At 73.4% G+C, this 21608-nt stretch carries 18 protein-coding genes; 14 read left to right on the top strand and 4 right to left on the bottom strand.

The window, feature by feature from the left end:
• Positions 1–302 precede the first annotated feature (302 nt).
• The gene (gene ilvD / locus QQX09_RS13725) at positions 303–2000 is read right to left on the bottom strand and encodes a dihydroxy-acid dehydratase (protein WP_301135780.1); all 1698 of its coding nucleotides are present in this window, start codon (positions 1998–2000) and stop codon (positions 303–305) included.
• Between the two features lie 357 nt (positions 2001–2357).
• On the opposite strand from ilvD, the gene QQX09_RS13720 reads away from it, so the two are divergent.
• The 10 genes from QQX09_RS13720 (at position 2358) to QQX09_RS13675 (ending at position 11278) form a co-directional block, all read left to right on the top strand.
• The gene (locus QQX09_RS13720) at positions 2358–4031 is read left to right on the top strand and encodes a choice-of-anchor I family protein (RefSeq protein ID WP_301135778.1); all 1674 of its coding nucleotides are present in this window, start codon (positions 2358–2360) and stop codon (positions 4029–4031) included.
• Between the two features lie 96 nt (positions 4032–4127).
• Positions 4128–4877 (top strand): MerR family transcriptional regulator, encoded by a 750-nt coding sequence (locus QQX09_RS13715; RefSeq protein WP_301135777.1) that lies wholly within the window; start codon positions 4128–4130, stop codon positions 4875–4877.
• Between the two features lie 113 nt (positions 4878–4990).
• Positions 4991–5737, top strand: coding sequence for an NADPH-dependent FMN reductase (locus QQX09_RS13710; RefSeq protein ID WP_301135776.1), 747 nt, complete (start codon positions 4991–4993; stop codon positions 5735–5737).
• Positions 5738–5919: 182 nt separating this feature from the next.
• Positions 5920–6474 (top strand): NADPH-dependent FMN reductase, encoded by a 555-nt coding sequence (locus tag QQX09_RS13705; protein ID WP_301135774.1) that lies wholly within the window; start codon positions 5920–5922, stop codon positions 6472–6474.
• Between the two features lie 165 nt (positions 6475–6639).
• A complete protein-coding gene (locus tag QQX09_RS13700) occupies positions 6640–6957 on the top strand; it encodes a hypothetical protein (protein ID WP_301135773.1) in 318 nt (105 codons plus the stop codon).
• A gap of 48 nt (positions 6958–7005) precedes the next feature.
• The gene (locus tag QQX09_RS13695) at positions 7006–8334 is read left to right on the top strand and encodes a cryptochrome/photolyase family protein (RefSeq protein ID WP_301135772.1); all 1329 of its coding nucleotides are present in this window, start codon (positions 7006–7008) and stop codon (positions 8332–8334) included.
• Positions 8335–8542: 208 nt separating this feature from the next.
• Positions 8543–8869, top strand: coding sequence for a hypothetical protein (locus tag QQX09_RS13690; RefSeq protein WP_301135770.1), 327 nt, complete (start codon positions 8543–8545; stop codon positions 8867–8869).
• A gap of 109 nt (positions 8870–8978) precedes the next feature.
• Positions 8979–10418, top strand: a complete 1440-nt coding sequence (locus QQX09_RS13685) for a DNA-3-methyladenine glycosylase 2 family protein (protein WP_301135768.1) — start codon at positions 8979–8981, stop codon at positions 10416–10418.
• Positions 10415–10909, top strand: coding sequence for a methylated-DNA--[protein]-cysteine S-methyltransferase (locus QQX09_RS13680; RefSeq protein WP_301135766.1), 495 nt, complete (start codon positions 10415–10417; stop codon positions 10907–10909). Before QQX09_RS13685 ends, QQX09_RS13680 begins: the two co-directional genes overlap by 4 nt.
• 9 nt (positions 10910–10918) lie before the next feature.
• The gene (locus QQX09_RS13675; RefSeq protein WP_301135764.1) at positions 10919–11278 is read left to right on the top strand and encodes a DUF1801 domain-containing protein; all 360 of its coding nucleotides are present in this window, start codon (positions 10919–10921) and stop codon (positions 11276–11278) included.
• Positions 11279–11428: 150 nt separating this feature from the next.
• On the opposite strand, the gene QQX09_RS13670 is transcribed toward QQX09_RS13675, so the two are convergent.
• Positions 11429–12379: a 2-hydroxyacid dehydrogenase gene (locus QQX09_RS13670; protein ID WP_301135762.1), complete on the bottom strand. Its 951-nt coding sequence runs from the start codon at positions 12377–12379 to the stop codon at positions 11429–11431.
• A gap of 39 nt (positions 12380–12418) precedes the next feature.
• Positions 12419–13579: an ROK family protein gene (locus QQX09_RS13665; RefSeq protein ID WP_301135760.1), complete on the bottom strand. Its 1161-nt coding sequence runs from the start codon at positions 13577–13579 to the stop codon at positions 12419–12421.
• A gap of 218 nt (positions 13580–13797) precedes the next feature.
• Here QQX09_RS13665 and xylA point away from each other — a divergent pair, with 218 nt between their 5' ends.
• The 4 genes from xylA to QQX09_RS13645 all read left to right on the top strand — a co-directional run bounded on the left by xylA (position 13798) and on the right by QQX09_RS13645 (position 19341).
• Positions 13798–14988, top strand: a complete 1191-nt coding sequence (xylA, locus tag QQX09_RS13660; RefSeq protein ID WP_301135758.1) for a xylose isomerase — start codon at positions 13798–13800, stop codon at positions 14986–14988.
• 90 nt (positions 14989–15078) lie between these two features.
• Positions 15079–16491, top strand: a complete 1413-nt coding sequence (locus tag QQX09_RS13655) for a xylulokinase (protein ID WP_301135756.1) — start codon at positions 15079–15081, stop codon at positions 16489–16491.
• 110 nt (positions 16492–16601) lie between these two features.
• Positions 16602–17948 (top strand): anaerobic C4-dicarboxylate transporter family protein, encoded by a 1347-nt coding sequence (locus QQX09_RS13650; RefSeq protein WP_301135753.1) that lies wholly within the window; start codon positions 16602–16604, stop codon positions 17946–17948.
• A gap of 49 nt (positions 17949–17997) precedes the next feature.
• Positions 17998–19341, top strand: coding sequence for a M20/M25/M40 family metallo-hydrolase (locus QQX09_RS13645; RefSeq protein ID WP_301135751.1), 1344 nt, complete (start codon positions 17998–18000; stop codon positions 19339–19341).
• An 11-nt stretch (positions 19342–19352) separates the two neighbouring features.
• Here QQX09_RS13645 and QQX09_RS13640 read toward each other — a convergent pair whose 3' ends face one another.
• Positions 19353–21551 (bottom strand): heavy metal translocating P-type ATPase, encoded by a 2199-nt coding sequence (locus QQX09_RS13640; protein WP_301135749.1) that lies wholly within the window; start codon positions 21549–21551, stop codon positions 19353–19355.
• Between the last annotated feature and the right edge of the window lie 57 nt (positions 21552–21608).

Here is a 21608-nt window from a genome sequence, read left to right as displayed (position 1 = left end):
TCCCCCAAGGCTCGGTCAACTGTCCCCGTAGGTTAGCGGTACGCACCGCCCCTCCGGAACCTTCCCTGGCGATGTCACGCGATGCCACCGGGGGGATGTCCGGACTGCACCTTTTGGGGGCCCGGAACGGGCCTCGAGGCACCCTCGCGGGCCCTCGCCGGTCGCCGCCCTCGCCGGTCGCCGCCCGCGCCGCGGACGGGCGAGCCTCGCCCGCCCCACCAGGACCACGCATCGTCTCGACGCACGAGCGCCCCGCCCGGCGGGACCGGACGGGGCGCTCGAAGGCGGTCGAGCCGCGGGGCTCAGCTGAGGACGGCGCCGCGCGAGGCCGAGCCGACGAGCTTCTGGTACTTGCCCAGCACGCCCTTGGTGAACCGCGCGGGGATGGGCTCCCAGCCCTCCTGGCGGGCGGCGAGCTCCTCGTCGGAGACGTGCAGCTCGAGCGTGCCGTTGGCGACGTCGAGCGTGATCCTGTCGCCGTCGCGCACGAACGCGATGGGGCCGCCGTCGACGGCCTCCGGCGCGATGTGACCGACGCACAGGCCCGTGGTGCCGCCGGAGAAGCGGCCGTCCGTGATGAGGAGGACGTCCTTGCCCAGGCCCGCGCCCTTGATCGCGGCGGTGATGGCGAGCATCTCGCGCATGCCGGGGCCGCCCTTGGGGCCCTCGTAGCGGATGACGACGCAGTCGCCGGCCTGGATGGTGCCGTCCTCGAGGGCGTCGAGCGCGGCCCGCTCGCGGTCGAAGACGCGGGCGGTGGCCTCGAAGACGTCGTCGTCGAAGCCGGCCGACTTCACCACCGCACCCTCGGGGGCGAGCGAGCCCTTGAGGATGGTGATGCCGCCGGTCTTGTGGATCGGGTTGTTGAGCGCACGGACCACGCGACCGTCGATGGCGGCGGGCTTGAGCTCGTCCATGTTCTCGGCGAGCGTCTTGCCGGTGACCGTCATGACGTCGCCGTGCATGAGGCCCGCGTCGAGCAGCGTCTTCATGACGGCGGGCACGCCGCCCACGCGGTCGACGTCGTTCATGACGAACTGGCCGAACGGCTTGAGGTCGCCCAGGTGCGGGACCTTGGAGGCCACGCGCGCGAAGTCGTCGAGCGTGAGGTCGACCTCGGCCTCGTTCGCGATCGCGAGGAGGTGGAGGACGGCGTTGGTCGAGCCGCCGAACGCCATGACGACGGCGATGGCGTTCTCGAACGCCTCCTTGGTCATGATGTCGCGCGCCGTGATGCCGAGACGCAGCATGTTGACGACCGCCTCGCCCGACTTGTGGGCGTAGTAGTCGCGGCGACGGTCCGCGCTCGGCGGGGCGGCGGAGCCGGGGATCGACATACCGAGGGCCTCGCCCACGGACGCCATCGTGTTGGCGGTGTACATGCCGCCGCACGCGCCCTCGCCCGGGCAGATCGCCTTCTCGATCGCGAGACGGTCCTCCTCGGACATGAGGCCGCGGGCGCACGCGCCGACCGCCTCGAACGCGTCGATGATGGTGACGTCCTTGGACGTGCCGTCCGAGAGGGTGACGTGGCCCGGCATGATCGAGCCCGCGTAGAGGAACACGCTCGCGAGGTCGAGGCGGGCCGCGGCCATGAGCATGCCGGGCAGCGACTTGTCGCAGCCGGCGAGCAGCACCGAGCCGTCGAGGCGCTCCGCCATCATCACCGTCTCGACCGAGTCCGCGATGAGGTCGCGCGACACGAGCGAGAAGTGCATGCCCTCGTGGCCCATCGAGATGCCGTCCGACACGGAGATGGTGCCGAACTCGAGCGGGTAGCCGCCGCCGGCGTGCACGCCGTTCTTGGACGATGCGGCGAGGCGCTGGAGCGACAGGTTGCAGGGGGTGATCTCGTTCCACGAGGACGCGATGCCGATCTGCGGCTTCGCGAAGTCCTCGTCGCCGAGACCGACCGCGCGGAGCATGCCGCGGGACGCGGTCGCCTCCAGGCCGTCAGTGACCTGGCGCGACCGGGGCTTGATGTCGGGGGTCTGCGTCATGAGGCCGAGTCTAGGACGATGCGGTGGGACGCGACGCCCGCATCGTGGACACCCCGACGGAGGCGGCGGCGCGCATCGTCCCTTTGCGGCGTGAGAAGGGACGACGCGGCGGCGGCGGGCCGCGCCTCCATGCCCGTCGCGCCCGGGAGCAAGAGGTGTCCCGACGCGCGGGGGGCACCGCGGGGGCGGAACGTTCACCCAGGATTCACCGCTTGGCGCCCGATTCGTCACCTTCGCGTCGATACGTTGATTGCGGCCGGGCGCCGGCGGGAGGAACCTCCCGAAGCGACGGTCGCACCGTTCCACGCACGACCCCTGCGGCCGGGGCTCGGCCGCGCCCGAGCCATGGAGGTCTCCGTGTCACCTGTCACCCGTCCGCTCGCCCGCCGCGGCCTCGCCGTGGGCGCAGTCGTCGCCCTCGGCGCCGCGGCCGCCGCACCCGCCTACGCCGCGATCGTCGGCGCCCCGATCGCGTACTCGGCGAGCGACGCCGCGCTGTCTCTCACGCCCATCGGCACCCACGAGACGGGCGTGTTCGACGAGTCGGCTGCCGAGATCGTGCAGTTCCACGCCGCCACGCAGCGCCTCTTCACGGTCGACGCCCTCGCCGGCCAGGTGCGCGTCCTCGATGCGAGCGACCCGACCGACCCGACCGAGCTCCTCGACCTCGTCACCGCGGGCGTCACCGCCGCCGACAAGTCGGTGATCCCGGCCGGCGCCGTCGCGAACTCGGTCGCCGTGCGCGAGGACGGGCTGGTCCTGGTCGCGGTCGAGAGCGACCCGAAGACGGACAGGGGCTGGCTGGTGTTCTTCGACGCCGCGGGCGACGGCACGGCGCTCGGCGCGGTGCGCGTGGGCGCGCAGCCGGACATGGTCACGATCACCCCCGACGGCAGCAGGGCCGTCACCGCCGACGAGGGCGAGCCGAACGACGACTACGACGTCGACCCTGAGGGCACGATCAGCGTGGTGTCGCTGCCGGGCACGGTCGCGGTCCCGAAGCAGGCCAAGGTCCGCACCGCGACCTTCCACTCGTACGAGGGCAGCCGCCTGCCCGAGGGCGTGCGCATCTTCGCAGGCATCGATGGCGCGAACCACCCCGTGTCGCGCAACCTCGAGCCTGAGTACGTCACGGTCGACGCCGCGTCGACCACCGCGTACGTGACGCTGCAGGAGAACAACGCGATCGCGGTCGTGGACCTGCACACCGCGCGCGTGACCGACATCCTCCCGCTCGGCGCCAAGGACCACGCGGTCGCGGGCAACGGCATCGACGCATCCAACAGGGACGGCGGCGTCAGCATCCAGACGTGGCCGATCCACGGGCTTTACATGCCCGACGCGATCGCCTCCTACACCGTCGACGGCGAGACCTACCTGGTGACCGCCAACGAGGGCGACGCCCGCGAGTGGGGCGACTACGAGGAGCCGGTCGGATACGACGATCTCGTCCTGTGCGACGACAACCCCGCCGCGGGGCTCGGCGACAACGAGCTGCTCGGCAGGCTCGACTTCACTCCCGAGTCCGGCCTGAGCGCGGACGGCAGCTGCTACGAGGAGCTGTACGCGTTCGGTGCGCGGTCGTTCTCGATCTGGACCACCGACGGCGCGCAGGTCTTCGACTCGGGCGACGACTTCGAGCAGATCACGGCCGCGGCCGCCCCGGAGTCCTTCAACGCGAGCAACACCAACAACGAGCTCGACAACCGTTCCGACAACAAGGGGCCCGAGCCCGAGGGCGTGACGATCGGCGAGGTCGAGGGACGCACGTACGCGTTCGTCGGCCTCGAGCGCGTCGGCGGCGTCATGGTCTACGACGTCACCGATCCCGCCGCATCGACGTTCGTCACCTACGTGAGCAACCGCGACTTCGGGTTCGACCCCGAGGACGAGCTCGCGTCCGCCGGCGACCTCGGCCCCGAGGGCCTCGCGTTCATCCCCGCGGCGGACTCGCCGTCGGGCGCGCCGCTGCTCGCGGTGGCCAACGAGGTGTCCGGCACGACGACGCTGTTCGAGATCAGCATCCGCTAGCCGCCCTGGGGAGCCCGGCGGCCGCGCGGCCGCCGGGCTCCCTCGCGTCCGGCCCGACTTGACGTTGACGCGACGTCAACTTCTACCGTGGTCGGCATGGACCTCGACATCGCCGCCGTCGCACGGCTCACGGGCGTGACGAGCCGGACGCTGCGCCACTACGACGCGATCGGGCTGCTCACCCCCGCCTGGACCGGCCACGACGGCCGGCGCCACTACGGCGAGGCGGAGCTGCTGCGGCTCCAGCACATCCTGGTGCTGCGCGAGCTGGACGTGCCGCTCGAGACCATCGCCAGCATCGTCGACACCGACGACCCCGCGCTCACCGCCGCGCTGATGCGGGACCACCACACGGCGCTCCTCGCCCGACGCGACCGCGTCGCCGCGCTCGCCGCGACGGTCGAGCGCACCCTCATCCGACTCGAGAAGGGACTGCCCATGACAACGGACGACATGTTCGACGGCTTCGACCACGAGCGCTACGAGCCCGAGGCGCGGGAGCGCTGGGGGGACGATGCGGTGGCCCGGTCGAACGCGGCATGGAAGGGACTGTCGTCCGAGGCGCAACGTGCGCACCTCGCCGAGCACGAGGCGGTCGCGGCGAAGCTCGCCCGGCTCGCCGCGGACGACGCGGATCCCGCGGGCGCCGAGGCACAGGCCCTCGTCGCGCGGCACCACGCATGGGTGTCGCTGTTCTGGACCCCCGGCCGCGAGGCGTACACGGGGCTGGGCCGCATGTACGTCGACGATGCACGCTTCCGCGCGACGTACGACAAGCACGGCGACGGCACCGCGGCGCTGCTCCGGGACGCGATCGCGGTCTTCGCGAAGGGCCTGCCGGACTGACACCGCGCGCCGCGCCGGGAATGCCTTCTGCACCAGGAGCGTTGCACCGCCCAACCGCCATGGGAGGCGGCCGCTGTGCCACCGCCCCGCTCCGCAGTCGAGGAAGGACCCCCATGCCGGTCATCGGTCTCCTCCTGGGCCACCTGCCCCAGGCGCGCACCACCCGCCTCCTGTCGTCGCTGCTCCACGCGGCGGCGCCCGCCGGCACCCGGCTGGTCGAGCTCACCCCGAACGACCTGCCGCTTCACGCGCCGTACTCCGACGCGCCGCTGCCGCACGCCGGGCTCGAGTGGAAGCGCCAGATCGACGCCGTGGACGGCCTGCTGGTCATCACGCCCACCCACGAACGGTCGATCCCCGGGGTCCTCAAGCACGCGCTCGACTGGGCGTCGTGCTCGCCCTCGTCGCTCGAGGACAAGCCCGTCGTGATCGCCGGGGCCGCGGCTCCGCGGGTCGGCAGCTTCATGGCGATCGTCCACCTGCGGAGCGTGCTGGCCGACGCCGGGGCGCTCGTCATGGGACAGCCCGAGCGGACGCTCACGGTCCAATCCTCGGACTTCAGCGCGCACGGCCGCTGCCACAGCGCCGAGCTGGACGCCCAGGCTCACGCGCTCCTCGGCGCGGCGGCGGGCTACGTCGCGCACGTGATGCGGGCGGGTGGGTCCGGCCCCCTGCCCACCGTGCCGAGCGATCCCGTCCGCGCGGTCCGTGCCGAGCGCGCCGCCGCGCCGGTGAGCCCCGCCGGCGGCATCCCCGCCTTCGTCGACACGGTCGCCACGACCGACCCGCTCGTGCAGACCGGCGACCCCTTGTACGCGACCCTGCGCACGGACTCCACCACGGGCGCACCGGCCGCCTGACGGACGCGTCCCGCGACGCGACCACGCCGTCGCCCCGCGCCCGCGCATCGTCCCGCCGAAAATCCCCCCAAGGGCTTTGTTGACTCGTCATCTTCTGGAATAGTTGACGTGTCATCGTCGTTGCGATGGCCGTCCGACTACGGCGTCGGCGTTTCCACCCCACCTCAGCACAGGAGACCACCATGACCCGCATCGGATACATCGCAGGCTCGCTCTCGAGCACGTCCATCAACCGCCAGCTCGGTCGCGCGCTCGCGGAGCTCGCACCCGAGGGCGTCGAGCTGATCGAGCTCGACTTCTCCGCGCTGCCGCTCTACACGCCGGACCACGACGCGAACTACCCGGCCGCCGCGCTCGAGTGGAAGGCCGCGATCGAGGGCGTCGACGGCGTCATCATCCTCACCCCCGAGTACAGCCGCTCGCTGCCCGGCGTCCTCAAGAACGCGCTGGACTGGGCCGCGCGCCCGTGGGGCACGAACTCGTTCAACGGCAAGCCCGTCGCGATCGCGGGCTCCTCCGTGGGCGCGATCGGCACCGCTGTCGCACAGCAGCACCTGCGTGCGATCCTCGGCCACTTCAACGCGCCGACGCTGGGCCAGCCCGAGGTCTTCCTGCAGCACACCGCGGTCTTCTCCGCCGACGGCTCGCTGCTCGAGACCGCGCGCCCGGTGCTCGAGGGCTTCCTCGCGGCCGCGATCGCGCACGTCGAGAAGCACGCGCCGGTCGCCGTCGCGTAGCTCGCCCGGCCCCGACGGCCCTGTCCGGCTCCACGCCGGGCGGGGCCGTCGTCATGTCTGGGACGGACCCTCCCAGGCCCGCGCGTCGCACCTCCTGTTCAGCCATCCTTCGAGGCACGATGCTCGCAGCGGCGCGCGACACTCGTCGGCGCGGAAAGGCTGGAGATGTCGCGTCACCGCAGGGCGAGCATCGTCGCCACGGTCCTCGCCGGCGTCGCGCTCGCCGGCTGCACCGATGCCGGCGGCCTCGAGATCACCAACGAGACCGACGCGCGGATCGAGGTGAACGTCGACGACGACGTCACGTACGTCGAGGCCAACGGCGGGATCATCTACCTCGACCTCGGCTGCACGGACGGCGACGTCACGGTCACGCTCGAGGACGGCACGGTCCTCACCGTCCGGGGCCCCGTCTGCCCGCCCGACCGCATCGTCGTGCGCAACAGCGGTGCCGAGCTCGTCACGCCAGACTCGGACGACTGAGCCGGAGCCCGCCGGAATCCCGCGGCGGGCTCGGCGCGTTGGGGTGGCATGACCTCGGTGTGGTGGATCCGGCGCGACGCGCGCCTCGCGGACAACCCGGCGCTGCTCGCGGCGCAGGAGGACGGCCCCGCGGCGGCGGTCTTCGCGTGGAGCCGCGGCGTGCACCTGTGGTCCGGGCGACGACGCGCCCACCTCGCGCGCGCGCTGTGGAGCCTGCGCGAGGACACCGGCGGCGTGGTCGGCGTCCGGCGCGGCGACCCTGCCGATGCGATCCTCGCCGTCGCGCGGGAGCACGATGCGCGGACGGTGTTCGCGGCCCGCGAGGCCTCCCCCGCGGGCATCCGCGCGCAGGACGCCGTCGCCGCGGCGCTCGAGGTGGACGGGCGCGAGCTGCGGCTGGTCGGGACGCCGTACGCGGTGGCGCCGGGACGCGTGGTCAAGGGCGACGGCACCGAGTACAAGGTGTTCACCCCGTTCTCGCACGCGTGGCGCGAGCACGGCTGGCATGCGCCCGCCGAGCACGCCGACCCCGGCGGCTTCGCCCGCGTGGAGTCCGACGTCGACCTCGACCAGGCGGCGGCGCATGGCGACGCGGACGACCTCCTCGCCGAGCGGCACGAGTTCCGCGAGGAGCGCGTGCTGGCGGCGTGGGACGACTACGTCGCAGGCGACCTCGCGCGCTACGCGACCGAGCGCGACCGTCCCGACCTCGACTCGACCTCGCACCTGTCCGTGCCGCTCGCGTACGGCCAGATCCACCCGCGCACGGTGCTCGCCGCGACGGCCGCCGTGCGCGGCGAGGCGGCACGCAGGCTCGAGTCCGAGCTCGCGTGGCGCGAGTTCCATGCGGATGTGCTGTTCCGCCACCCCAGCGCGCAGCACGAGTCCCTCACCCCCGCGCTGCCCGACGACGCCTGGGCCACGGGCGCCGAGGCGGACGAGGCGTTCATGGCGTGGCGCGACGGCCGCACCGGCTTCCCGCTCGTGGATGCGGGCATGCGCCAGCTCGCCGCCACCGGCACGATGCACAACCGGGTGCGGATGGTGGTCGCCAGCTTCCTGGTGAAGGACCTGCACCTGCCGTGGCAGCGCGGCGCGTCGTACTTCCGTCGCGCGCTGCTCGACTACGACCACGCGCAGAACCAGCTCAACTGGCAGTGGGTGGCGGGCACCGGCCGCGACGCCGCGCCGTTCTTCCGGATCTTCAACCCGACCTCGCAGGCCGAGCGGTACGACCCCGAGAGGCGCTACGTCGAGCGCTGGGTCGCCGAGGTGGACACCCCGGCCTACCCCGCGCCGATGGTCGACCACGCCGCCGAGCGGGCCGTCGCGCTCGCCGACCTCAAGCGCGGCAAGGAGGCACGCGCGGCCCGCTGAGGCCGCGTGCGCGCGGCGCCTCCTCCGGCGCCCAGCCGCCCGTCCCGCCCCACCCGGCCCGCGCATCGTCCGGCCGTAACAGAGTTATTTCCCGGCCGTCACGCGCCCGACACACGCCGCCCGTACCGTGGAGCCCGCCAGCGAGGGCGCCCCCGGGCGCACGGCCCCGGCCGCCGCCCTCACCGGCGGGCGCCGGGAAGGAGGCACCATGACACCCGCACCCCCCGAGTACCTCGGCTACGTGGGACACCCCGAGCTCCCGCACGGCTACTACCCGTACCTGGGCCCGCTGCCCGGCACCCGCAAGGACTGGCTCGCCGACGCCTCCGTCGCCGCGGGCGTGGCGCTGTTGTTCCCGGCCGCGATCGTGCTGGGCCACCTGGCGCTGCGCGCCGTCCGCTCCGGCGACTCGCGGTCCGCGAGGCGCGCGCGCCTGGGCCTCGCGCTCGGCTACGGCGTCGCCGCGGCCGCCAACCTGGCGTACCTGGTGCTCGCCGCACGGCACGCCATGGCGGGAGGCACGCCCTCCACCTGACCCGCCGGCGACGCCGGGACGGGATCGTCGCCGAGGGGCGATCCCACCCGCGCAGCCATGTCCGATGACCGCGAGCGGCACCCCGTCCGGATGGGCCACACTCGAGGGCATGTGGGACGACGAGACGCGCTACGCGGTGATCCGCGGCAAGGACGCGCGCTACGACGGGCACTTCGTGACCGCCGTCCTCACCACGGGCATCTACTGCCGCCCGTCGTGCCCCGCCCGCACCCCGGCGCGGGCGAACGTCACGTTCTACCCGAGCGCCGCGGCCGCGCAGCACGCCGGCTTCCGGTCATGCCGGAGATGCTTCCCGGACGATGCGCCGGGCTCACCCCGCTGGAAGGTGGGCCAGGACGTCGCGAGCCGCGCGGTCCGTCTCATCGACGACGGCGTGGTCGAGCGCGAGGGCGTCGCGGGCCTCGCGCGCCGGCTGGGCTACACCGAGCGTCACGTCTCCCGCGTGCTCGTCGACGAGCTCGGCGCGAGCCCGCAGGCGCTCGCCATCGCGCATCGGCTCCACCACGCGCGCACGCTGCTGGAGACCACCGCGATGCCCGTCGCGGACGTCGCCTTCGCCGCGGGCTTCGGCTCGGTGCGGCAGTTCAACGACGCCGCGCGGACCGCCTGGGCGCTCGCGCCGAGCGAGGTGCGGCGCCGCGCGGGAGCACGCGCGAGCGCGGGACCCGCGGCGCTGGAGCTGCGGCTGCGCCACCGCGAGCCGGCCGCCGTGGAGAGGACGCTTGCCTTCGTCGGCGCGCGGGCCGTCGAGGGCGTCGAGACCTGGGACGGCGCCGCGTACGGCAGGACGATGCGCCTCCCGCACGGGTCGGGGACGGTCACCCTGGCGGCGGAGGCCGGGCACGTGCGGGCGCGGCTCGCCCTGGCCGACGTGCGCGACCTGGGCGCCGCGGTCGCCCGCTGCCGCCGCCTGCTCGACCTCGATGCGGATCCGGCGGCGGTCGACGAGGCGCTCGCCGCATCGTCCCTCCTGGCGCCGCTGGTGGCGGCCGTCCCGGGGCTGCGGGTGCCGGGAGCGGTGGATCCGTTCGAGATGGTGGTGCGGGCGATCGTCGGCCAGCAGGTGAGCGTGGTCGGGGCGCGACGGACGCTCGGCGCGATGGTCACGCGATTCGGGGAGGAGGCACCCGCGCCGGCCGACGGCCTGCAGCGCGTGTTCCCCTCCCCCGAGGCGCTCGCGGACGTGGACCCGACGATCGGGCTCGTGCCGCGCACACGCTGGCGGGCGATCTCCACGGCGGCACGCGCGATGCTCGACGGCTCTCTCGACCTCGGCCCCGGCGCGGACCGCGCGGAGGCGCGCACGGCGCTGCTCGCGATCCCCGGCATCGGCCCGTGGACGGCGGAGTACGTGGCGCTGCGGGCGCTCGGCGACCCGGACGCGTTCCCCGCGGGCGACCTCGTGCTGCAGAAGGCCGCCGGGCTGGACGCGCGGGCGCTCGCCGCGGCGGCGGAGGACTGGAGGCCCTGGAGGGCGTACGCGGCCATGCACCTGTGGACCGCGGTGACGGAAGGACGGATCTCATGACCACTCCCACCTCGTCCACGCTGGTGCGACGCGACGTCGCCACCCCGCTCGGCCCGCTCACCCTGGTCGCCGCCGACGACGGGCTGCGCGGCGCCTACTTCGCGGACCATCGCAGGCGGCCGGAGCTCGAGGCCCTCGAGGCGCCCGCAACGCACCCGGCGCTCGATCGCGCCGAGCGCGCCTTCGCCGCGTACTTCGCGGGCGAGGCGGCGGACGTGCCCGTCGACGCGGTCGCGCCCGGCACCCCGTTCCAGCGCGAGGTGTGGGAGGCGCTACGCGACATCCCCGCGGGCCGGACCTGGACATATACGCAGGTCGCGGCCAGGATCGGGCGGCCGACGGCCACGCGCGCCGTCGCCGCGGCGATCGGCCGCAACCCGCTCACGGTGGCCGTGCCGTGCCACCGCGTCGTGGGAGCGGACGGCGCGCTCACCGGCTACGCCGGCGGGATCGAGCGCAAGCGCTGGCTGCTCGCGCACGAACGGGGCTAGCCTCGAGGGATGGCGGACAACGAGGTCGACGCCTGGATGGCGGCGTACGACAACCCGATGAAGGACGTGGTCGAGCGGGTGCGGAGGATCGTGCTCGAGGCCGACCCCCGCGTGGGCGAGTGCATCAAATGGCAGGCGCCGACGTTCACGTACCGCGGCAACCTCGCGAGCTTCTTCCCGCGCTCGCGCCAGCACGCGACGCTGATGTTCCACAAGGGCGCGCTCATCCCGGGCGAGCATCCTCACCTCACGGGCGAGGGCAAGGAGGGCCGGACCATGACCTTCGCGTCGGTCGCGGAGGCCGAGGAGCGGCGCGACGAGCTCGCCTCGATCGTGGCCGCCTGGATCGCGCTGCAGGACGGCGCCTGAGAGGTTCGTCCGGTTGGTCACGAAATGGTCACGACCGCCGCACGCCCCGGCGACCTGTGCCTAGCCTGGCGAGGTGAGGCGCCCGCGGGGTCGACGACCCGCCACCGGCGCCGACGCTGAGGGGCGGTGCCTTCCCCGCGGAAGGGGGGCTTACGCGGGGAAGGCGCCCATCATCACGAAGTTGACCGGGTCGTCGCCATGCCGCCGGGCCTCGACCTGCGCGCGCACCAGGTCCGTGTAGCGACGGTTCGTGAGGCGCTCGACGCCGGCCACGTGGGGCACGACGATGCAGTTCGGCGCCGACCACAGCGGGTGGCCGTCGGGCAGCGGCTCGGGGTCCGTGACGTCGAGGGCGGCGCGCAGGCGGCCGGACCCGAGCTCCGCGAGCAGGGCGTCGGTGTCGACCACCTTGCCGCGTCCCACGTTGATGAGCAGCGCATCGTCCCTCATCGCGGCAAGGAAGGCCGCATCGACCAGCCTGTCGGTGTCCTCGGCGTGCGGCGTCACGACGACGACGAGGTCCTGGTGCGGCAGCAGGCTGAGGAGGTCGTCGGCGGCATGCACGAGCGTGCCGTCAGCGGCGATCCGCGCGGTACGGGCGACGCCCTCGACCTCCACCTCGCAGGCACGCAGGCGCGCGCCGATCGCGGCGCCGATCGAGCCGTAGCCGACGACGAGCGCGCGGGAGTCCGCGAGCGACGGCGCCTCGAGGTCCTGCTCCCACACGCCGCGACGCTGGGAATCGAGGAAGCGCGGCAGCCGCCGCTGCGAGGCGAGCGCGAGCAGCAGCGTCATCTCGGCGACGCGCGTGTCGTGGACGCCGCGCGCGTTGGCGAGGGACACGCCGGGCGGCACGAACGGCAGGGCGTGCTCGTAGCCGGCCGAGGCGATCTGGATCACCTTGAGGTCGGGGCAGGTCGCGAGGCGCCCGTAGAGGCGGCGGCCCCCGGTGAAATGCGCGAGGCACGCGATGGTGATGCGCTCGCGCTCCTCCTCCGGAGGGTCGGACACGGCCGGGTCCCACACGATGACGCGCGCGTCGGGGCCGACGTCGCCGAGCGCGTCGGCGACCTCCGGGGAGGGCACGGAGACGGTGATCATGCCGCCAGTCTGCCAGGGCCCGCGCCGCGCGCGAGGGGGCTACAGCGCGACGAGGGCGACGCCCGCCGGGTCCTGCAGGAGCGCGGCGAAGGCGCGCTCCGCGGCGCCGATGAGGAGGCGGTTGCCGCCGAGCGCGGTGCGCGCGATCGCCACATCCTCGACGTCGGGGCGGAAGGCAAGCTCCTCGACGCGGGCGTCGACGAGCGGGCGGCGCACGGCGTAGAGGGAGCCGAGGTAGCCGCCGAGGAGGACGAGGTCCGGGTCGAAGGCGCACTCGAGGTTCGCGATCGCGTCCGCGAGGGTCGAGGCGAGCGCGTCGAGCGCGGCGTCGTCGTGCGCGACGGCGTCGAGGCGTTCGGCGTTGAGCACGGTCTCGAGGCAGCCCGAGCGCCCGCACGAGCAGCGCTCGCCGTCCGAGCGGATCATCATGTGGCCGAACTCGCCGCCGTAGCCGCGGCCCCCGCGCAGCATGCGGCCGCCCACGAGGGCGGCGCCGCCGATGCCGGATGCCGAGCCGTTGAGGAAGACCACGGTGTCGACGCCGCGCGCGGCGCCGAAGCTCCACTCGGCGCGCAGGCCCATGTTCGCGTCGTTGCCCACCACCACCGGGAGGGTCAGCGCCTCGGCGAGCACCTCGCGGAAGTCGACGCCGCGCCAACCGAGGTGGGGCGCGTCGACGACGGTGGCGCCGTCCGCGGCGACGAGGCCCGGCACGGCCGCGCCCGCGCCGACGACGCGCAGGCCCGGGATCTCCTGGCCGATCTCGCGCGCGGCCTCCCACGCGAAGGCGGCGGCGTCCTGCGGGGTCGGCGGCGCGTCGACGGATGCGCGGCGGCGCGCGAGCACGGTGCCGTCGATCGCGACGGCGCCGAGCTCGATCGCGTCGACGTCGGGGTGGAGCGCGAGCGCGACGACCCTGCGGTCGGGGCGGACGATGAGGCTGGGGCGGCCGACCGCACCGGTCTCGGCGGCGGAGTCCTCGATGACGAGCCCCAGCTGCGCGAGCTCCGTCACGAGCCCGCCGATGGTCGAGCGGTTGAGGCCCGTGTCGCGCGTGAGCTGGGCGCGGGTGAGGGGCCCGCCGTAGTGGACGGCCGTGAGCAGGGAGGACAGGTTGTGACGGCGCGTGTTGTCGTTGCGGCTGCCGCGCGCCACCGTGGTGTGCGCGGGCACCGCGGCGCTCGCCAGATCCTCGCTCATCGCTCCTCCTCCGTGTCCGTCAGTATGCCGTCCCGGCGCCCCTCCGGGGTGCACCGGGGCTCCGCGCGCGGGGCCGACCCGCATCGTCCCGTCGGGGGCTGCCCCGGCGGTCCGCGCATCGTCCCGGCGACGCGGCGCCGCGTTTTGACGCGGCCACCCGCCGGGTATATGTTTTCTGCGGGAACATTTTAACCCTCTCAACGACGACTGGAGACGCGATGTCCTTCACGCCCACCCCCGCCGACCACTTCACGTTCGGCCTCTGGACCATCGGATGGCCGGCCGCCGACCCGTTCGGCACCGCGACCCGCGGCCCGCTCGACCCGGTCGAGGCGATCCACAAGCTCGCCGAGCTGGGCGCGTACGGCATGACGTTCCACGACGACGACCTCTTCCCGTTCGGGTCCTCGGACGCGGACCGCCGCGCCGCGATCGACGCGCTCAAGAAGGCGTGCGACGAGACCGGGATGACGATCCCGATGATCACCACCAACACGTTCTCGCACCCGGTGTTCAAGGACGGCGGCGTCACCTCGAACGCGCGCGACGTGCGCCGCTTCACGATCCGCAAGATCCTCCGCAACATCGACCTCGCCGCGGAGCTGGGCGCGAAGACGTTCGTCATGTGGGGCGGCCGTGAGGGCGCCGAGTACGACTTCTCCAAGGACATCCGCGTCGCCCTCGAGCGCTACCGCGAGGCCGCCAACATCTTCGGCGACTACGTCCTCGAGAAGGGCTACGACCTCAAGTTCGCGATCGAGCCCAAGCCCAACGAGCCGCGCGGCGACATCCTGCTGCCGACGGTCGGCCACGCGATGGCGTTCATCAACACGCTCGACCACCCCGAGCTCGTGGGCCTCAACCCCGAGGTGGGCCACGAGCAGATGGCGGGCCTCAACTTCACCGCGGGCATCGCGCAGGCGCTCGACCACGGCAAGCTGTTCCACATCGACCTCAACGGCCAGCGCGGCATCAAGTACGACCAGGACCTCGTGTTCGGCCACGGCGACCTCATCAACGCGTTCTCGCTCGTCGACCTGCTCGAGAACGGCGGCCCGAACGGCTCGCCGGCCTACACCGGCCCGCGCCACTTCGACTACAAGCCCTCGCGCACCGAGGACTTCGACGGCGTGTGGGAGTCCGCGAAGGCGAACATGCGGATGTACCTCATCCTCAAGGAGCGCGCCGCGGCCTTCCGTGCGGACCCCGAGGTCCAGGAGGCCATCGCGGCGACCCGCCAGGGCGAGCTCGCGCAGACCACGCTCGGCGCCGGCGAGACCACCGCGGACCTGCTCGCCGACACCTCCGCATACGAGGACTTCGACCCGGACGCGTACTTCGACGGCAAGGGCTTCGGCTACGTCCGCCTGCAGCAGCTCGCCGTCGAACACCTCATGGGCGCCCGCTGACCGTTCCCCCCTCCCGGCGCCCCGCCTGTCCGACCTCCTTGGGACGGGCGGGGCGCCACTCCCCTTCCTGACCCCTGAAAGGCCCGCCGCATGACGCTCGTCGCCGGAGTCGACTCGTCCACCCAGTCCTGCAAGGTCGTGGTCCGCGACCTCGAGTCCGGCGAGGTGGTGCGCCAGGGCCGCGCGTCGCACCCCGACGGGACATCGGTGGACCCCGCGTTCTGGTGGGACGCCCTCCAGGCGGCTCTCGCCGAGGCAGGCGGGCTCGACGACGTCGCCGCGATCTCCGTGGGCGGGCAGCAGCACGGCATGGTCGCTCTGGACGCGGACGGCGAGGTGGTCCGCGACGCGCTGCTGTGGAACGACACCCGCTCGGCCGGCGCCGCCGCGGACCTCATCGCGGAGTTCGGGGCGGAGGCGCTCGCCGAGCGCACGGGACTGGTGCCCGTCGCCTCGTTCACCTCGACCAAGCTGCGCTGGCTGCGCGACGCCGAGCCCGAGAACGCCTCCCGCGTGGCCGCCGTCGCCCTCCCCCACGACTGGCTGACCTGGCGCCTGCGGGGATACGGGCCCGTCGCATCGTCCCCGCTGGGACCGGTGCTCACGGAGCTGACGACGGACCGCTCCGACGTCTCGGGCACGGGCTACTGGAACCCCGCCACCGGCGAGTACGACCGCGACCTGCTGGTCGCCGCGCTGGGGCACGATGCGGTGGTGCCGCGCGTGCTCGGGCCGGGCGAGCGGGCGGGCACCGTCGACGGGTCCGCCTGCGTGGTCGGGCCCGGCGCCGGCGACAACGCCGCCGCGGGGCTGGGGCTCGGCGCGACGGTGGGCGACGTGGTCGTGTCGCTGGGCACGTCGGGGACCGTGTTCGCGGTGACCGAGCAGGGCTTCCGCGACGCGACCGGCATCGTGGCGGGCTTCGCGTCCGCCTCCGGCGAGCACCTGCCGCTCGTGTGCACCCTCAACGCCTCGCGCGTGCTCGACGCGTTCGCGCGCGTGCTGGGCGTGGGCTACGACGAGCTGGGCGAGCTGGCGATGGAGGCCGAGCCGGGCGCCGGCGGCCTCACCCTGGTCCCCTACTTCGAGGGCGAGCGCACCCCCAACCTGCCCGACGCCACCGCGACGCTGTCCGGGATGACGCTGGCGAACACCACGCGCGCGAACATGGCCCGCGCCGCGATCGAGGGCATGCTCGCGGCGCAGGCGGTGGGCATGGAGGCGATCCTGTCCGCCGGGGTGGTCGCGAAGCGCGCGCTGCTGGTCGGCGGCTCGGCGCAGAACCCCGCGGTGCAGGCCATCGCCGCCCAGGTGTTCGACGTGCCCGTCGAGGTGCCCGAGCCCGGCGAGTACGTCGCCGCGGGCGCCGCGGCGCAAGCCGCGTGGGCGCTGACGGGTTCGCGGCCCGCGTGGCCGCTCGCCGTGGTCGCGGCGCCTGCGCAGGACACCCGGCCGGAGATCATGGAGGCGTACGCCGCCGCCGCGGGGGCCTACCTCCCCTGACCGTGCGGGTCGCGCATCGTCCCTCCCCAGGCGGCCGTCGGACCTCACGCGTAATGTCAGCCTGAGGGGTCGACGGCGGCCCCGAGGGGGCCGGCGATGGGGACCGAACCATGACCGTGAGCTTCGTGCTCGAGGCCATCGTGGTGCTCGGGTCGATCGTGCTCGGCACCCGGACGGGCGGCATCGGTGTCGGCATCTGGGGCGGCGTCGGCACCTTCGTGCTGGTGTTCCTGTTCGGCGAGGCGCCGGGCGCGGCGCCCATCACCGCCATCGGCATCATCCTCGGCGTGGTCACCGCGGCGGCGCTCATGCAGGCCGCGGGCGGCATCGACTGGATGGTCGCGATGGCGGCGCGGGTGATCGAGAGCCGGCCCAAGCAGATCACGCTCATCGCGCCGCTGACCGCGTTCCTGTTCTGCGCCGGCGCGGGAACGGGCAACATCGTCTTCCCGCTGCTGCCCGTGGTCTACGACCTCTCGGTGAAGAACGGGATCCGTCCCGCGCGGCCGCTGACCGTGACGGTGGTGCAGTCCGGCATCGCGCTGGCCGCCTCGCCCGTGTCCGCCGCGATGGCCGCGATGCTGGCGTTCACCGACGTCGCCCCGTACAACCTCGGCCTCGCGCAGATCCTCGCGATCACGTTCCCCGCCTGCGTCATCGGCATCGTGGTGACGTCCCTCGTGGTGAACCGCATGTGGAAGGACATGGACGACGACCCCGAGATCCAGGAGCGCATCGCCGCCGGCGCGGTCGCGGCGCTCAAGGACGATGCGGGAGGGCCCGCGAGCGCACGCCTCACCTACACCGCGCGGGGGCGGAACGCGGCGGTCACGTTCCTCATCGGCGTGTTCGCGATCGTCGCGTTCGGGATCTTCGAGGGCCTGCGCCCGACGTACACGGTCGACGGCGAGAGCGTGCGGGTCGACATGGGCGTCACGATCATCCTGGTGATGCTCGTGGTCAGCGCGCTCATCATCTTCGTGGGCCGGCCGAAGGTGGGCGCGGTGCCCGATCAGTCGGTGTTCAAGGCGGGCATGGTCGCCGCCATCGCCCTGTTCGGCATCGCATGGCTCACCGCGACCTTCATCGCGGCGCACGAGGAGTTCATCGTCGAGTCCGTCGGCTCGTGGGTCACCAGCGTCCCGCTCCTCTTCGCCCTCGCCGTGTTCCTGGTCGCGGCGATGACCACGAGCCAGTCCACCGCGACCAACACGATCGTGCCCATCGGCCTCGCGGCGGGCCTCCCCGTGGGAGCCGTCGCCGGCATGTGGGCCGGCGGCCTCGGCGGCGTCTACACGCTGCCGGCCAACGGCCCCCAGATCGCCGCCGCGAACTTCGACGAAACCGGGTCCACCAAGCTCGGCACCAAGCTCCTCGACCACAGCTTCTTCATGCCGATGCTCATCCTCTCGGTCACTACAGTCGTGGTCGGAGCGGTGATCGGCGCGTTCTTCTGACCCGGCACCCCACGACACCCCCGACACCTCGAACGGAAGGCGACCCCTCATGCCCGCAGCGGACATCCAGCAGAAGGTCCGGGCGCTCATGCCCGGCGTCATCGCGGACCTCGAGGAGCTCATCTCGATCCCGTCCGTCGCGTTCCCGGGCTACCCCGAGGAGCCGATGCACCGCATGGCCGAGCGCACCCTCGAGCTGTTCCGCGAGGCCGGCTTCACGGATGCGCATCTCGCCGAGGTGCCGCACGGCTACCCGCCGATCTACGCCGAGCTGCCCGGGCCTCCCGGTTCGCCGGTGGTGGTGCTGTACGCGCACTACGACGTGCAGCCGGCACCCGAGTCGCAGGGCTGGACCACGGACCCGTGGACGCCGACGCGCAAGGAGGACGGCCGCCTGTACGGGCGCGGCGCCGCCGACGACAAGTCGGGCCTCGCGACGCACCTCGGCATGATGCGCGCCTTCGACGGGAAGCCGCCGGTCACCATCCGGCTGATCCTCGAGGGCATGGAGGAGACCGAGAGCAACCTGGAGGAGTTCGTCGAGGCGCACCCCGACCTGTTCCAGTGCGACCTGTTCGTCGTGTGCGACATGGGCAACCTCGTCGCGGGCGAGCCGGTGCTCACCACCGCGCTGCGCGGCGACGTCTCGTGCACGGTCACCGTGCGCACGCTCGACCACCCGCTGCACTCGGGCGTCTTCGGCGGCGCCGCCCCGGACGCGATGATGGCGCTCGCGCGCCTCCTGTCCACGCTCGTGGACGATGCGGGCGACGTGGCCGTCGCGGGCGTCACCACCGGCACGTGGGAGGGCGCCGAGCAGAGCGAGGAGAGCTTCCTCGAGGGCGTGCCGCTGCTCGACGGGGTGTCGCTGATCGGCACCGGGACGGTCTCGGACCGCCTGTGGGCCAAGCCGTCGATCAACGCGATCGGCATCGACACGACGTCGATCGCGGGGTCCTCGAACGTGATCCTGCCGCAGGCGAGCGCGAAGATCTCGATGCGCATCGTCCCCGGCACGGATCCGGAGGCCGAGCTCGACGCGCTCGTCGCGCACCTCGAGTCCCACGCGCCGTGGGGGGCTCAGGTCGAGGTGAAGCGGGTCAAGGCCGCGCCGGCGTTCCTGGTGCCGAGCGGCGGCTCGGGCGTGTCCGCCGCGCGCGAGGCCATGTCGGAGGCCTTCGGGTCGGAGGCCTCCGAGGTCGGGTCGGGCGGGTCGATCCCGCTGCTCCAGACGCTCCACGAGGCGTGCCCGGCCGCGGAGTTCGTGCTGTGGGGACCCGAGGACATGGACAAGGCGCGCATCCACGCGTCGGACGAGAGCGTGGACCCCGACGAGATCGAGCGGATGATCGTCGCGCAGGCGCTGCTGCTGGAGAAGCTCGCGGAGCGGTAGGCGCGCCGTGATCAGGCCTCGTCGGCGGCGACCTCCTCGGGCTTGAGGGCGACCCGGCGCAGCAGCTGCGCGTTCGCGGCCACCACGATGGTCGACAGGCTCATCGCGATCGCCGCGACCGCGGGCGGCATGGTGAGGCCCGCCCACTGGAACGCGCCCGCGGCGACCGGGATCGCCACGGCGTTGTAGCCGGTGGCCCACACGAGGTTCTGGCGCATCTTGCGGTAGCTCGCATGCGAGAGCTCGATCACGCCGACGACGCCGCGCGGATCCGAGCCCGCGAGCACCACGCCCGCGGCCTCCATCGCGACGTCGGTGCCGGCGCCGATGGCCAGGCCGACGTCGGCGCGCGCCAGGGCCGGCGCATCGTTCACGCCGTCGCCCACCATGGCGACCTTCTTGCCCTTGCCCTGAAGGTCGGCGACCGCCTGGTCCTTGTCGTCGGGGAGGACCTCGGCGAAGACGTCGTCGATGCCGAGCTCGCGCGCGACGGCGTCCGCGACGGCCTGCGAGTCGCCGGTGATGAGGGCGACGTCGATGCCGCGGGCGTGGAGCGCCTCGACGGCCTGGCGGGACTCCTCGCGGATCGGGTCGGCGGTGGTGAAGGCGCCGACGACCTCGCCGTCGACCACGACGTGCAGCACCGCGCCGCCCTTCTCGCGCCACCCGGCCGCCGCATCGTCCAGGCTGGCCGGTGCCTCGATGCCGAGGTGGTCGAGCAGGCTGGGGCCGCCGACGGCGACGTCCTTCCCGTCGACGCGGGCGCGGACGCCGCGTCCGGGCAGCGTGTCCGCGTCCTCGGCGGTCGGGATGTCGAGGCCGCGGTCCTGGGCGGCCGCGACGACGGCACGACCGATGGGGTGCTCGGAGTCCTGCTCGACGGCGGCGGCGAGGGCGAGCATCGTGTCGTCGTCGATCGCGTCGGTGGTGGCGGTGCCGGCGGCAGCGGTGCCGGTGAGCGCGTGCTCGCCGCGGGTGAGGGTGCCGGTCTTGTCGAAGAGGACCGCGTCGATGGTGCGCATGGCCTCGAGCGCCGCCGTGTCCTTGACGAGGATGCCCTGCTTGGCGCTGGTGGAGGTCGCGATCGCGATGACGAGCGGGATGGCGAGGCCGAGCGCGTGCGGGCAGGCGATCACGAGGACCGAGACGGCGGCGGTGAGGCCCTGCGCGGGGTCGCCGAGCACGGCGTGGACCGCGAAGGTGAGGGCGGCGGCGGCGAGGGCGATCCAGAAGAGCCATGCGGCGGCGCGGTCGGCGAGCTTGCGCGTGCCCGAACGGCTGTTCTGGGCGTCCTGGACCATGCGCTGGATGCCGGCGAGGGCGGTGTCGTCGCCGGTGGCGGTGACCTCGACGCGTAGCGCGCCGTCGGTCGCGACGGTGCCGGCGACCACGTGGTCGCCCTCGCCCTTGGCCACCGGGGCGGACTCGCCGGTGATCATCGACTCGTCGATGCTGGCGTCGCCCTTGACGATGGCGCCGTCGGCCGGGATGCGGCCGCCGGGGCGGACGACGACGGTGTCGCCGTTCTGGAGGTCGCCGATGCTCACGTGCTCGGTGCCGCCGTCCGGGGTGGTGCGCTCCGCATCGTCCGGCAGCAGCTCGGCGAGGGCGGCGAGGGCGCCCTGCGCCTGACCCACCGCCTTCATCTCCTGCCAGTGGCCCAAGAGCATGACGACGATCAGCGCCGCGAGCTCCCACCAGAAGCTCAGGTCGCCGACGCCGAACGTGGCCGCCGCGGACGCTATGAACGCTGTACTGATGGCGAGCGAGATCAGGGTCATCATGCCCGGCTTGCGGACGGTGATCTCGTCGCGCCAGGCCATGCTGAGGAACGGCCAGCCGCCCCAGAGGAAGATCACGGTGCCCAGCACCGGCGGGATCCACGCCGAGCCGGGCAGGTCGTAGCCGAGCCAGCCCTCGACCATCTCGCTCGTCGCGATCACCGGGATCGCGAGGAGCAGGTTCCACCAGAACAGCCGCTTGAAGAGCATCGCGTGGCCGCTGTGGTCCGTGCCGTGGTGGGTGTGGGCGTCATGGTTGGCGTGGCTGCTGCCCTTGCCGGTCCTGCCGGTCCTGCCGGTCTTGCCGGTCTTGCTGTTCGCGTCGCTGGTGTGGTCGCCGTGCTCGGCATGGCCGGTGTGGTCGGTGTGGTCGGTGTGGTCGTCGGGCGCGGGCGCCTCGTGCGCCATCGTGCCGTGGTCGCGTGCCATGGGGACCTCCTCAGGAGTGGCAACAACTCCACACGCTATTCCTTCCACTCAACTGGA

The sequence above is a fragment of the Demequina litoralis genome, assembly GCF_030418455.1.
GTDB classification, from domain to species: Bacteria; Actinomycetota; Actinomycetes; order Actinomycetales; family Demequinaceae; genus Demequina; species Demequina litoralis.
The sequence above is the reverse complement of the archived record's forward strand: the minus strand, read 5'-3'. Positions and strand labels throughout refer to the sequence as shown.

Bases quoted from the DNA above. Each gene is read 5' to 3' on its own strand.
- QQX09_RS13650 (WP_301135753.1), top strand. From the start codon at position 16,602: ATGACCGTGAGCTTCGTGCTCGAGGCCATCGTGGTGCTCGGGTCGATC.
- QQX09_RS13715 (WP_301135777.1), top strand. From the start codon at position 4,128: ATGGACCTCGACATCGCCGCCGTCGCACGGCTCACGGGCGTGACGAGC.
- QQX09_RS13665 (WP_301135760.1), bottom strand. From the start codon at position 13,579: ATGAGCGAGGATCTGGCGAGCGCCGCGGTGCCCGCGCACACCACGGTG.
- xylA (WP_301135758.1), top strand. From the start codon at position 13,798: ATGTCCTTCACGCCCACCCCCGCCGACCACTTCACGTTCGGCCTCTGG.
- QQX09_RS13670 (WP_301135762.1), bottom strand. From the start codon at position 12,379: ATGATCACCGTCTCCGTGCCCTCCCCGGAGGTCGCCGACGCGCTCGGC.
- QQX09_RS13685 (WP_301135768.1), top strand. From the start codon at position 8,979: ATGTGGGACGACGAGACGCGCTACGCGGTGATCCGCGGCAAGGACGCG.
- QQX09_RS13640 (WP_301135749.1), bottom strand. From the start codon at position 21,551: ATGGCACGCGACCACGGCACGATGGCGCACGAGGCGCCCGCGCCCGAC.
- QQX09_RS13700 (WP_301135773.1), top strand. From the start codon at position 6,640: ATGTCGCGTCACCGCAGGGCGAGCATCGTCGCCACGGTCCTCGCCGGC.
- QQX09_RS13690 (WP_301135770.1), top strand. From the start codon at position 8,543: ATGACACCCGCACCCCCCGAGTACCTCGGCTACGTGGGACACCCCGAG.
- QQX09_RS13655 (WP_301135756.1), top strand. From the start codon at position 15,079: ATGACGCTCGTCGCCGGAGTCGACTCGTCCACCCAGTCCTGCAAGGTC.
- QQX09_RS13680 (WP_301135766.1), top strand. From the start codon at position 10,415: ATGACCACTCCCACCTCGTCCACGCTGGTGCGACGCGACGTCGCCACC.
- QQX09_RS13705 (WP_301135774.1), top strand. From the start codon at position 5,920: ATGACCCGCATCGGATACATCGCAGGCTCGCTCTCGAGCACGTCCATC.
- QQX09_RS13645 (WP_301135751.1), top strand. From the start codon at position 17,998: ATGCCCGCAGCGGACATCCAGCAGAAGGTCCGGGCGCTCATGCCCGGC.
- ilvD (WP_301135780.1), bottom strand. From the start codon at position 2,000: ATGACGCAGACCCCCGACATCAAGCCCCGGTCGCGCCAGGTCACTGAC.
- QQX09_RS13675 (WP_301135764.1), top strand. From the start codon at position 10,919: ATGGCGGACAACGAGGTCGACGCCTGGATGGCGGCGTACGACAACCCG.
- QQX09_RS13710 (WP_301135776.1), top strand. From the start codon at position 4,991: ATGCCGGTCATCGGTCTCCTCCTGGGCCACCTGCCCCAGGCGCGCACC.
- QQX09_RS13695 (WP_301135772.1), top strand. From the start codon at position 7,006: ATGACCTCGGTGTGGTGGATCCGGCGCGACGCGCGCCTCGCGGACAAC.